The organism is Paraburkholderia sp. GAS199 (assembly GCF_050436585.1).
Taxonomy (GTDB): Bacteria; Pseudomonadota; Gammaproteobacteria; order Burkholderiales; family Burkholderiaceae; genus Paraburkholderia.
The window spans coordinates 227301-239089 of the sequence record NZ_JBNDMM010000002.1 but is presented as its reverse complement, the minus strand read 5'-3'; the positions used below and the strand labels follow the sequence as shown (position 1 = coordinate 239089).

10 protein-coding genes are annotated in these 11789 nt (G+C 63.2%); 6 read left to right on the top strand and 4 right to left on the bottom strand.

Annotation, left to right across the window (positions count from 1 at the left end; all coding sequences use genetic code 11):
* Positions 1-151: 151 nt before the first annotated feature.
* The 3 genes from P3T18_RS07185 to P3T18_RS07175 all read left to right on the top strand — a co-directional run bounded on the left by P3T18_RS07185 (position 152) and on the right by P3T18_RS07175 (position 1814).
* A complete protein-coding gene (locus P3T18_RS07185) occupies positions 152-946 on the top strand; it encodes a type IV toxin-antitoxin system AbiEi family antitoxin (RefSeq protein WP_429299232.1) in 795 nt (264 codons plus the stop codon).
* Positions 921-1451 (top strand): nucleotidyl transferase AbiEii/AbiGii toxin family protein, encoded by a 531-nt coding sequence (locus P3T18_RS07180; RefSeq protein WP_429299231.1) that lies wholly within the window; start codon positions 921-923, stop codon positions 1449-1451. The genes P3T18_RS07185 and P3T18_RS07180 overlap by 26 nt, the downstream gene beginning before the upstream one ends.
* 132 nt (positions 1452-1583) lie before the next feature.
* Positions 1584-1814, top strand: coding sequence for a hypothetical protein (locus P3T18_RS07175; protein ID WP_429299230.1), 231 nt, complete (start codon positions 1584-1586; stop codon positions 1812-1814).
* Between the two features lie 5 nt (positions 1815-1819).
* On the opposite strand, the gene P3T18_RS07170 is transcribed toward P3T18_RS07175, so the two are convergent.
* The 4 genes from P3T18_RS07170 to P3T18_RS07155 all read right to left on the bottom strand — a co-directional run bounded on the left by P3T18_RS07170 (position 1820) and on the right by P3T18_RS07155 (position 8530).
* Positions 1820-5002, bottom strand: coding sequence for an efflux RND transporter permease subunit (locus P3T18_RS07170; RefSeq protein ID WP_429299229.1), 3183 nt, complete (start codon positions 5000-5002; stop codon positions 1820-1822).
* 15 nt (positions 5003-5017) lie between these two features.
* A complete protein-coding gene (locus P3T18_RS07165) occupies positions 5018-6199 on the bottom strand; it encodes an efflux RND transporter periplasmic adaptor subunit (protein ID WP_429299228.1) in 1182 nt (393 codons plus the stop codon).
* Positions 6200-6357: 158 nt separating this feature from the next.
* Positions 6358-7542: an ABC transporter substrate-binding protein gene (locus P3T18_RS07160; RefSeq protein ID WP_429300062.1), complete on the bottom strand. Its 1185-nt coding sequence runs from the start codon at positions 7540-7542 to the stop codon at positions 6358-6360.
* A 46-nt stretch (positions 7543-7588) separates the two neighbouring features.
* Positions 7589-8530, bottom strand: a complete 942-nt coding sequence (locus P3T18_RS07155; protein WP_429299227.1) for a CysB family HTH-type transcriptional regulator — start codon at positions 8528-8530, stop codon at positions 7589-7591.
* Positions 8531-8748: 218 nt separating this feature from the next.
* On the opposite strand from P3T18_RS07155, the gene P3T18_RS07150 reads away from it, so the two are divergent.
* From P3T18_RS07150 to P3T18_RS07140, 3 genes are read left to right on the top strand one after another with little or no spacing between them, the layout of a single operon-like run.
* A complete protein-coding gene (locus P3T18_RS07150) occupies positions 8749-10428 on the top strand; it encodes a nitrite/sulfite reductase (protein WP_429299226.1) in 1680 nt (559 codons plus the stop codon).
* Between the two features lie 22 nt (positions 10429-10450).
* On the top strand, positions 10451-10990 hold the full coding sequence (locus tag P3T18_RS07145; RefSeq protein ID WP_429299225.1) for a DUF934 domain-containing protein: 540 nt from the start codon (positions 10451-10453) through the stop codon (positions 10988-10990).
* A complete protein-coding gene (locus P3T18_RS07140) occupies positions 10987-11736 on the top strand; it encodes a phosphoadenylyl-sulfate reductase (protein ID WP_429299224.1) in 750 nt (249 codons plus the stop codon). Before P3T18_RS07145 ends, P3T18_RS07140 begins: the two co-directional genes overlap by 4 nt.
* Positions 11737-11789 lie beyond the last annotated feature (53 nt).

Below are 11789 nucleotides of genomic sequence, written 5' to 3'. Positions count from 1 at the left end.
AGGGATGGCGATCGAATTCGACCTTCGCGGGCGCAAATTCGAAATGCCCGTGCGCGTCTTCACGCGGCCGGGCTCAGCCGATATCGCTGGTGTACTGCCTCCGGTTTCGACTTCGTCCGCAAAAAAACGCAAATCTTCGCGGCGTCTTTCCATGCTGGTCGCGTCTTATATCGACGCGGACCTCGCCAGCCATCTGATCGGGCAGAACGTGCCGTTTCTGGATACGGCGGGCAATGCTTTTCTGAGCGAGCCGGAAGGGATGGTCATGATCAGTGGCCGGCCCAAACCGCAGCACACGCCCAAGCCCGAAACCGGCCGCGCCTTTTCGCGCAAAGGCTTGCAGGTCATGTTCGCGATTGCGACGCAACCCGGTCTCGTCTCGCAGCCGTACCGGGCCATCGCTCAGCGTTCGGGCGTCGCATTGAGCACGGTGAACCAGGTGATCGACGATCTGCGGTTGCGAGGGCTTCTTGCTTTGAAGGCAGACGGCGAGCGCGTTTTCGTCGATTGGCAGAGATTCGTCGCTGAATGGAGCAATCATTATCAGACGCGCCTGCGACCCAAACTGGGCGCGCGCCGTTTCGCCGGCGCAGCACCTGACTGGTGGCGCGACTTCGATTTTTCGAAGTTTGACGCCCGACTCGGCGGCGAGTCGGCGGCCGATATCCTCACTCAGGAGTTGAAGGCCGCGAACGTCACGCTCTACATGCGTGCACCGCCAGGGAATCAGTTCATGCTGAGCGCCAGGCTGCGGCCGGATTTGCAAGGAAGTGTGGAGATTCTCGAATCTTTCTGGCCAGCGACGCTCGAAAATAACGGGCTGGACTTCGGCGGTCAGTCCCTCGTTCATCCGTTGCTTGTCTACGCGGACCTCATCGCCTCCGGCGACAGCCGTAATCTCTCCGTCGCGAGGCAAGTCTATGAGCAGTACCTCGATCAACCTTAAGGTTTCCGACGAGCGGCCCGTTCATCCCGCTATCACCGCGCTGCTTGCACATGTACGCGACGCCGCGCATCGGCTCGGCGTGAAGTTCGTCGTTGCCGGCGCCACTGCCCGCGATTTGCTGCTCTGGCACGTGCACGGCATCAAGGCGGATCGCGCCACGCGCGACGTCGACGTAGCGGTTTGTGCGGTCAGCTGGAATGCCTATGGCGACCTGATTGCCGACATCGAGCAAACGGGTTTGTTCAGGGAGCGCGTGGGCGCGCAGCAGACCCTGGTGTTCGACGATCCGCGAGCGGGCCATCGGGTCGCCCTCGATCTGGTTCCGTTCGGAGAACTGGAAGACCCCGCAGGCGCGGTCGCCTGGCCGCCTCGCGGCGAGATCGTGATGAACGTGCTCGGGTTTCGCGAAGCCATCGAGACTTCGGTCGGCATCGAACTCGATCTGAATCTCACCGTGCCGGTCGTCAGCCTGCCGTCGCTGGCGCTGCTAAAAATTCTGGCGTAGCGCGACCGGCGCGCGACGAAAAACAGCGATGCGTCCGACCTGATTCTGATTCTTCGCCACTACTACGATGCCGGCAATACGCAGCGCATCTGGGAAGAGGGCGCAGACCTTCTGCAGCAATACGAGTTCAACGTGAGTCTGGCCAGCCCGGCGCTGCTCGGCCGCGAATCGCGGCAGATGGCGCGGCCGGCCACGTTGGCAGCAGTGTCGGCAATCCTCTCCGATCACGCCACGTACGATCTGCTTAGGCGCGACATCCTGATTCGCGCGGCCGCGCAAATGTTCGACGTCGTTGTAGACGACATCGAGCAGACCTTGCTGGCTTTTCGCAACGAGTTTCTTCGGGGCGCTGTCAGCGTCTGACGCGGTCAGGAAAATCTCCGCCGCACCCACCCCGCCCAATCCTCCAGCACCGTATACACCACCGGCACCACCACCAGAGTAAGAATAGACGACGTAATCACGCCGCCGATCACCGTTTGCCCGAGCGGGCCGCGCTGCTCGCCGCCTTCGCCGAGCGCTGCGGCAAGCGGCAGCATGCCGAAGATCATCGCCAGAGTGGTCATCAGGATGGGTCGCAGACGCACTCGCGCGGCTTCGAGCAGCGCCTCGCGACGCTCCATCACGCGGCCTTTGCCGGAGGCGTCGAGCAACGTGCCGCGGCGCGCCTGGTTGGCAAAATCCACCAGCAGAATCGCGTTTTTCGTGACGAGCCCCATCAGCATCACGAAGCCGATGATCGAGAACATGTTCAGTGTGCTGCCGAACAGCAGCAAGGCGATCAGCACGCCGATCAGCGTCAGCGGCAGCGACGCCATGATCGCGAGCGGCTGCGCGAAGCTCGCGAACTGCGACGCCAGAATCATGTAAATGAAGATCACGGCCAGCGCCAAAGCCTGCACCGCGAACACGAACGACTCGTTCATGCTCTTGGTCGAGCCTTCGAAGCGGTAGTGGTAGCCCGCCGGCAGATGCATCGCGTCGAGCGTCTTCGCGATGTCCGAGGCGACCTCGCCGGGCGAGCGGCCGTTCACGTTGGTCGACAGCATGACCTCGCGTTGCAGGTCGCGCCGGTTCAGCACGTCGGGTCCTGTGGTCTTCACGATGTCCGCGACCTGGCGCAGCGGCACCAGCACCGGCGCGCCGTTGGCGTCGGTGCGATTGGTGGCGATCATCAGCCGGTCGAGGTCGTCGACGTCCTGACGCTGCGCGCGCGGCAGACGCACGCTGACGTCGTAGTCCTGGTCGTCCGGCGCACGCCACGTGCTGATGGCGTCGCCCGACAGCAGCGGCCGCAGCGCCGTGCCGATGTCGGCGACACCTACGCCGAGGTCGGAGGCCAGTTCGCGCTTCACGTTGATCGCGACGATCGGCTTGTCGGCTTTCAGGCTCGAATCGAGATCCACCACGCCCGGAATCTTCGCGATGCGCGCTTGCGCCGCTTCCGAAAGACGCCGCAATTCGTCGATGTTGTCGCCCTGCAAACTCAACTGGATGGCCTTCGTGCTGCCCGCGCCGTCGGGTACGCCGATCTCGGTGATCGTCACGCCCGCCACCGAGGCGAGCCGCGCGCGAAACACCTGGTTCAGTTCGAGCATGCCGCGCGAACGGTCGCGCCGGTCTTTCAGGCGCACGGTGATGAGCGCCGTATTCTTGCCTTGCGTGTTGCCCGAATTGACGGTCGCATAGGTGAAGCGCACTTCGGGATAGGTGGCGAGTATCGCCTCGACCTGCTTCACTTTTTCGGAGGTGGCTTCGAGCGAGGTGCCGACCGGCGTATTCAGGCCGATCTGCGTTTGCGAGAAGTCCGCGCTCGGCACGAACTCGGTGCCGACGAAGGGCACGAGAAACAGGCTGCCGAAAAACGTCGCCGCGGCGACGACGAGCGTGATGGCGCGATGTTCGAGCGACCAGCCGAGCAGGCGCTGATAGAACGTCGTGAGGTTGTCGATCTGCCGGTCGAACAGATGCAGCGAGCGCTGGATGATGCGCCCGTAGCGATAGCCTTTGCGGCCGGTGTCGGCGTCGTGCAGGTCGGGGTCCGGCCAGATCGACGACAGCATCGGATCGAGTGTGAACGACACGAACATGGAGATCAGCACGGCGGCCGCGACGGTGATGCCGAACTGATGGAAGAAGCGGCCGATGATACCGCCCATGAAACCCACCGGCAAAAACACGGCCACGATCGAGAAGGTGGTCGCGAGCACGGCTAGCGCGATTTCCTTCGTGCCGTCGAGCGCGGCGGTGTGATGATCGGCGCCGAGCTGCACGTGGCGCACGATGTTTTCGCGCACCACGATGGCATCGTCGATCAACAGGCCGACACATAGCGACAAGGCCATCAGCGTGATGACGTTGATTGTGAAGCCGCACGCGTACATTACGGCGAACGTGCCGATCAATGCGATCGGCAAGGTGAGGCCGGTAATGACCGTGCTGCGCCACGAACCGAGGAACAGGAACACGATCAGCACCGTCAGCAAGGCGCCTTCGATCAGCGTGCGCTTCACTTCGTTGACGCTGTCCTCGATGTTGATCGAGGAATCGTCGGTGATACTCAGGCGCACGCCGGGCGGCAATTGCGGCTGCAAACGCGCAACCTCGTCCCGAATGCCGTGGGCGACGTCGACGGTGTTCTCGCCTTGCGCCTTGATCACGGAAAGGAACAGTGCGCGCTGACCGTTGAGCAGCGCCATGCTGTCGGGTTCCTGCTGGCCGTCCACCACGTCGGCCACCTGATCGAGCGTGACCGGCTGCGTGCTCGAACTGGCGGTGGGAATCGCCGACTGCGCGCCGCGCCGCGCAACGATGATGCGCTTGAAGTCGTCCGGCTTCTCGAAGCGGCCTTTGACCTGCACCGTCTGCTCGATCGAACTCGACGTCAGCGGACCCGCCGGAATCTCCTGATTCTCGTTCTGCACCGCGCGGATCACCTGGTCGACGCCGATCGACAGCGCCTGCAGGCGGCTTGGGTCGACGTCGATCTGCACCTGGCGTTTCACGCCGCCCACCAGCGACACCGACCCGACACCGCGCACCATTTCCAGCCGCTTGCGCACGATCTGATCCGCGACGGTGGTGAGGTCGCGCGTCGACAGATTGGCGCCCGGCGCGTTGGAGACGGCGACTGTCACGATCGGCATGTCGGCCGGGTCGTAGCGCAAAACGCGCGGGTCTTTCACCCCGTCGCGCAGATCGGGGCGAATCAGCGCGATCTTGTCGCGCACGTCCTGCGCGGCCTGCACGGCGTCCACGGCGAGATCGAACTGCACGATCACGACGGACTGCGCGTCGTACGAACGCGAGGTGATTTCGTCGATCCCGCTGATCGTATTGACCGCTTCCTCGATCTTGCGCGTGACGTCGGATTCGACCGATTCCGGCGACGCGCCCGGATAGGCCGTTTGCACGACCACGATCGGGAAGGTGATGTCGGGAAACTGGTCGACCTTCAGCCGTTGATACGAAAACAGTCCGATGACGAGAAACGCCATCATCATCATCGTGGCGAGCACCGGGTTGCCGATGCTGATGCGGGTGAACCACATGAGGTCGGTCTCCGCTCAGCGTGCGGCGCTTGCCGCGCTGCTCGCGCCCGGCGTTGCCACCGCGGCCGACGCCGGCTGCACGACGCGCACCGTGCTGCCGATGCGCAGCGAGCCGAGATTGTTTTTCACGATGCGCTGGCCGGCCGTGAGCGGACCACCGACGATCTCGGTCCAGGTGGCGCCGTCGGCGTCGCCGGTCGCGCCGGTTTGCACCGTCTGCTCGACCAGTTTGTCGCCGATCACGGCATAGACGCTGCGGCGCGTGCCGTCGGCGCGCACGGCGGCGGCCGGCACCACCAGCACGTTCTGCCGTCCGCCGACCGAAATCGTGCCGGTACCGAACATGCCGACCCGCAGCGTGGCCGACGGATTGGCGACCTGCACGTAGACCATGATCGAGCGCGAGCCGGCCTGCGCAGCCGGATTGATGCGGGTAATCGCGCCTTGCACCGGCGTGTCGATGCCGTCGAACGCGATCTGCACCGGTTGACCGATCCGCACGCGGCCGATCTCGCCGACCGGCACCGGCGCTTCGAGTTCGAGCGTGCGCAGATCGACCACGTCGAACAGCTTGGTATCGACGGCGACTTTCTCGCCCGGTTCGACCGAACGCGAGGCGATCTGTCCGTCGAGCGGCGAGCGCACCACGGTATCGTCCAAAGACAAGCTTGACGACGCGAGCGCCGCGCGCGCCGCGTCGAGATTCGCGCGGGCAATGGCGTACTGGTTTTGCGCGGTGTCGAACGCGTTTTTCGAAATGAAGCCTTTCTCGACCAGCACGCGGTTGTTTTCGAGCGTCTGGCGGGCAATCTCGAGCTGACCGGCCATGGCCGCCATCTGGCCGCGGCTTTGTTCGGCGCGCGCCACGTAGTCGCGGGCGTCGATCTTGGCGAGGATCTGCCCGGTCTTGACGGAATCGCCTTCGCGCACCATCACGTCGAGCGCGGAGCCCGCTACTTTCGATTTGACGGCGGCTTGCGTGACGGCGCGCAGCGAGCCGGTCAGCGGCAGCGTTTCGGAGAGCGTGCGGCGGCTCACGGTGGTGAGGTCTTCAGGAGCGAATTCGACGACGGAAGAGGCCGTGTCGACCGCAACAGCCGGTGCGCTGCGTTTGCGAATAGCCTGGCCGATCGCGATGGCGAGGATCACGACGGCCACGGCGGCGGCGATGAATAGGCGTTTTCTGGTTGTCTGCATGCGCGGTCTGACGGACTTCACGGACTAACGGAGGCGACGCCCGGACCCGAGGGTCGCGCGCGCCGCCTCCACACGGAATCGGCGAATCAGCCTGAGCCCGCGATCACCGCAAGCCGGCCGTCAGCATGGTACACGCAGCGTGCGCGCGGCTCACCCGCTTACTGGCTCAGATAAACAAACTTGCCATTCCTGATGATGCCCATCACGCTCGCGCGCTGATCCAGCCCGACGTGATCTTTCGCGCTGGTGTTGACCACGCCGTTCGGCACGACCAGTTCATGCGCATGTTCGAGCTCGTCGCGCAGGGCGACGCGGAACGCCGGCGTGCCGGGCTGCGCGGTTTTCAGAGCACGAGCCACGGCGTCCTGCAGGCGCGGAAACACGCCGGCGGCGTCGCCCGCGAATTGCGTGACGCTGCCCGCGCCGTACTTCGCTTCGTACTGGTCGGTGAAGGCGAGCGCCGCTTTCTTGGCCGGATGATCGGCCGGCAAGGTGTGCGCGACCACCACCGGTTGCGTCGGGAACAGCGTGCCTTCCACGTCCTTGCCGCCGAGCTTGATGAACTCCGGCGTTGCGATGCCGTGCGTCTGATAGATCGGGCCTTTGAAGCCGCGCTCGATCAGCGTGCGTTGCGGCAGCACGGTCGGCGTACCGGCGCCGGCGATCAGGATCGCGTCGGGCCTGGCCGCCATCAGCTTGAGGATCTGGCCGGTCACGCTGGCGTCGGTGCGGTTGTAACGTTCCGTCGCGACCAGCTGGATATGGCGCAAGGCCGCGAACTTGCTGAACTCGTTGAGCCAGCTTTCGCCGTAGCCGTCCGCGAAACCGATGAACCCGACCGTTTTCACGTTGTGGTTCGACATGTAGCGCGTCATGACGTCGGCCATCGCGCTATCGGTCTGCGCCATCTTGTAGGCCCACACCTTTTTGCCTTCCTGCGGTTCCACCACGCTCGCCGAGCCGATCAGGGTGATCATCGGCGTCTGGCTTTCCGCGACCGGATCGAGCGCGGCCATGGCGGCCGGCGTGATGTTCGGGCCGACGATCACGTCGACGTGGTCTTCGTTGATGAGCTTGCGGATGTTGCGCACGGCTGCGCCCGGATCGGAGGCGTCGTCGAGAAAGATGTAGTCGGCTTTCTGGCCGGCAATCGTGGACGGCCACATCAGCATGGCGTTCTTGCTGGTGATGCCGATCACGGCGGCCGGGCCGGTGCTCGACAGGTCGATGCCGACCTTGATGTCGGCCTGAGCAGCGGTGGCGAGCGTGAGCGCGCCAAAACCCAAAACGCCGGCGAAGGCGATAGCGGCGAAGCCGCGGACCTTGTTCTTGTTCTGCTTCATCTTCATCGAGGGGTCTCCGTAGCGGGGAAAGCAGGTAGCGGTGATATCAAAGTTCGTAGGTTTCGTGTTCGCCCTTGAGCGCCTGTTCGATCAGCTTGCGGTTCATGCTCGGCGACAGCAGCTCGACGAGCGTATACACATAGCTGCGCAGATACGCGCCCTGTTTGAGCGCGACCCGCGTCACATTGCTGCCGAACAGATGGCCGACCGGCATGGCGCGCAGATGACGGTCGCGTTCGGCGTTGAACGCGATGTCCGCCATGATGCCGACGCCCAGGCCCAGTTCCACGTACGTCTTGATCACGTCGGCGTCGATCGCTTCGAGCACGATGTCCGGATGCAGGCCGCGCAGGCGGAACGCTTCGTTGATCTTGGTGCGGCCGGCGAAGGCGTTGTCGTACGTGATGAGCGGATACTGGGTCAGATCATCCAGCGACAAAAGTTTTCGGTCGAGCAAAGGATGATCCGGTTGCATCACCGCCACGTGATGCCACTGGAAGCACGGCAGCGAAACCAGCTCCTTGTAGTTGGCAATGGCTTCGGTGGCGATGGCGAGGTCGGCCTGGTCGTGGATGACCATTTCGGCCACCTGGGTCGGGCTGCCTTGCAGGATCGAGAGGTGAACTTTCGGGAAGCGCTTCTTGAATTCGGCGATAGCGGCCGGAAGTGAGTAGCGGGCCTGGGTGTGCGTTGCAGCGATCACCAGATTGCCCTGATCCTGTGCGGCGTAATCTTTACCGACACGCTTCAGGCTTTCGACTTCCTGCAGGATTTTCTCCACCGACTGCAATATGATGCGTCCCGGCTCGGTCAGCGAACGCACCCGCTTGCCGTGGCGCGTGAAGATTTCCACGCCCAGCTCGTCTTCCAGCTCGATGATCGCCTTGGAGACGCCCGGCTGGCTCGTATACAGGGCTTTAGCCGCTTCAGTGAGGTTGAAATTCTGCCGCACAGCCTCGCGGACGAAGCGGAATTGATGCAGGTTCATATATAACCTCTCCGCATATCAAAAGAATTTTTTAGTCGTTTGAAATATAAGGCGAGTTTATTACGATCTGTCCATCTTTTTCAATATGGATATCTGTATTTGTCATAAGCAAATGAGCGATGGGTCTAAACGTTCATGGGCAAACGGTGACAAACATCAGAATCCAGGGCGCGGCGAAACCGGATCGCCGTGTTTTACGCAAATTGTGGGGTCCCCGAATGTACCAATACGATCAGTACGACCAGACCATCGTCGATGAACGGGTCGAGCAGTACGCCGACCAGGTTCGCCGCCGCTTGTCGGGCGAATTGAGCGAAGAGGAGTTTCGTCCGCTGCGTCTGCAGAATGGCCTGTACCTGCAGCGCCACGCCTACATGCATCGCATCGCGATTCCTTACGGCAATCTGCGCAGCGACCAGATGCGCGTGCTCGCGCAGATCGCGCGCGAACACGACCGCGGATACGGCCACTTCTCGACGCGCTCGAACATCCAGTACAACTGGATCCAGCTCGAAGAAACGCCGGAAATCCTGCGCAAGCTCGCTGCCGTGCAGATGCACGGCATTCAGACCTCGGGCAACTGCATCCGCAACATCACCGCCGACCAGTTCGCGGGCGTCGCGCCCGACGAAATGGTGGACCCGCGTCCCTGGGCGGAAATCCTGCGCCAGTGGTCGACCTTCCACCCGGAATTCGCGTGGCTGCCGCGCAAGTTCAAGATCGCCGTGTCGGGCTCGAAAGAAGACCGCGCTGCCGTGCAGATCCACGACATGGGCGTGTATCTGAGGAAAAACGAGCAGGGCGAACTGGTGGCCGACATTCTGGCCGGCGGCGGCATGGGCCGCACGCCGATCATCGGCGCGATCATTCGCCGCGACCTGCCCTGGCAACATCTGCTGACCTACTGCGAAGCCGTGCTGCGCGTGTACAACCGCTACGGCCGCCGCGACAACATGTACAAGGCGCGCATCAAGATTCTCGTGAAGGCGCTGAGCCCGGAGAAATTCTCGGCGCAGGTCGAAGAAGAATGGCAGCACCTGAAAGACGGTCCGTCGACGCTCACGCAGACGGAAGTGGATCGCGTGTCGCAATACTTCCAGCCGCCGGTGTACGACAAGCTGCCGGACACCGACACGTCGTTCGAAAAGCATCTGCTGGAAAACCGTGCGTTCGCCCGGTGGGTCGAGCGTAACGTGCGTCCGCACAAGGTCTCGGGCTATGCCGCGGTCACGCTTTCGCTGAAGCCGACCACCATCGCGCCGGGCGACGCCACCGATGCGCAGATGGAAGCCGTCGCCGACTGGGCCGACGAGTACTCGCTCGGCGAAATTCGCGTCTCGCACGAACAGAACCTGATTCTCGCCAACGTGAAGAAGCGCGACCTGTTCGCGCTGTGGGAAAAAGCCAAGGCGCAAGGTTTTGCGACGCCGAACATCGGCTTGCTGACCGACATCATCGCCTGCCCCGGCGGCGACTTCTGCTCGCTCGCGAATGCGAAGTCGATTCCGATCGCGCTCGCCATCCAGGAACGTTTCAACGATCTGGACTACGTGTACGACCTCGGCGACGTGTCGCTGAATATCTCGGGCTGCATCAACGCCTGCGGTCACCACCACGTCGGCAACATCGGCATTCTGGGCGTCGATAAGGACGGCTCGGAGTGGTATCAGGTGACGCTCGGCGGCGAGCAGGGCACGGGCGTGAACGGCGCGAACCTCGGCCGCGTGATCGGCCCGTCGTTCTCGGCGGAAGAAATGCCGGACGTGATGAGCAAGGTGATCGATACGTTCGTGGAGAACCGCCACGAAGGCGAGCGTTTCATCGAAACGTACAACCGCATCGGCATGGCTCCGTTCAAGGAACGTGTGTACGCCTCGCGTCAACCGGCTCACGCGTAACCGCGAAAAGGATATCGAACAGATGGCTTCTATCATCAAGAATCGCGCGATCGTCAACGACGACTGGACGGTGGTGCGCCCCGCCGAAGACGGCACGCTGCCGGCGGTGAACGATCTGCCGGCCGGCAAGGTCATCGTGCCGCTCGCGTTGTGGCAAGCGTCGCGCGACGCGCTGAGCGCTTCGCGCAGCGCCGCTGAAATCGGCGTGTGGCTCGCGCCGGACAGCGAACCCGCGGACATCGTGGCGGACTTCGACAAGCTCGCGCTGATCGGCGTGGACTTCCCGGTATTCCGCGACGGCCGCGGCTACAGCATCGGCCGCCTGCTGCGCGAACGCTATGGCTACAAGGGCGAGTTGCGCGCAATCGGCGACGTGCTGCGCGATCAGCTGGCGTTCATGTTCCGTTGCGGTTTCGACGCCTATGCGCTGCGCGCCGACAAGGATTTCGACGACGCACTGAAGGCGTTCGACGAGTTCAGCTTCAACTATCAGGGCGCGGTGAATTCGCTGCCGTTCTTCCGCCGCCGCGAGTCGGGCGATCTGCCGAAGGTATCGGTATGAGCCATCCTCCATCGCTCACGCCGGAACTCGCCGCGAAGGTCGAGCGCCTCGATGCGCTGCTCGATTCGATCGCCGCGCGCCACGAACACGTGAAGCTTGCCAGCAGCCTCGCTGCCGAAGACATGCTGCTCACCCACGCGATCCTTTCGCGCGGCGTGAAGATCGGCATCTTCTCGCTGAACACGGGACGTCTGCACGCGGAAACGCTCGGCATGCTCGATCGCGTGAAGGAACGCTACGGCTACGACATCGAACAGTTTCATCCGCAAGCGGCCGCGGTCGAAGAGTATGTCGGCGCGCACGGTGCGAACGCGTTCTATGAAAGCGTCGATCTGCGCAAGCGCTGCTGCGAAATCCGCAAGGTCGAACCGCTGAACCGCGCGTTGTCGAATGTCAGCGCCTGGGTGACGGGCCAACGCCGCGAGCAATCGGTCACCCGTGCCGAACTGCATGCGGAAGAGCACGACGCGGCGCGCAATATCGCCAAGTTCAATCCGCTGACGGACTGGACCGAAGCCGAAGTGTGGGACTACCTGAAGGCATTCGATGTGCCGGTCAATCCGCTGCATGCTCGCGGTTATCCGAGCATCGGCTGCGAACCCTGCACGCGAGCGATCCGTCCCGGTGAAGACAGCCGGGCAGGGCGCTGGTGGTGGGAGTCGCGCGATACGAAGGAATGCGGACTGCACGTCGCCACCATTACGCCGATTCCGTTCAGCGCCAAAGGCGAAAGCGCTTCGGCCTGAAGCAATTCCGGCAGTCCGGTTGCTTGCTTTAGGGACCGGACGCCGCATATACC

Coding starts and splice junctions, on each gene's coding strand:
- P3T18_RS07185 (WP_429299232.1), top strand. CDS start 152: ATGCTGGTCGCGTCTTATATCGACGCGGACCTCGCCAGCCATCTGATC.
- P3T18_RS07180 (WP_429299231.1), top strand. CDS start 921: ATGAGCAGTACCTCGATCAACCTTAAGGTTTCCGACGAGCGGCCCGTT.
- P3T18_RS07170 (WP_429299229.1), bottom strand. CDS start 5,002: ATGTGGTTCACCCGCATCAGCATCGGCAACCCGGTGCTCGCCACGATG.
- P3T18_RS07165 (WP_429299228.1), bottom strand. CDS start 6,199: ATGCAGACAACCAGAAAACGCCTATTCATCGCCGCCGCCGTGGCCGTC.
- P3T18_RS07160 (WP_429300062.1), bottom strand. CDS start 7,542: ATGAAGCAGAACAAGAACAAGGTCCGCGGCTTCGCCGCTATCGCCTTC.
- P3T18_RS07155 (WP_429299227.1), bottom strand. CDS start 8,530: ATGAACCTGCATCAATTCCGCTTCGTCCGCGAGGCTGTGCGGCAGAAT.
- P3T18_RS07150 (WP_429299226.1), top strand. CDS start 8,749: ATGTACCAATACGATCAGTACGACCAGACCATCGTCGATGAACGGGTC.
- P3T18_RS07145 (WP_429299225.1), top strand. CDS start 10,451: ATGGCTTCTATCATCAAGAATCGCGCGATCGTCAACGACGACTGGACG.
- P3T18_RS07140 (WP_429299224.1), top strand. CDS start 10,987: ATGAGCCATCCTCCATCGCTCACGCCGGAACTCGCCGCGAAGGTCGAG.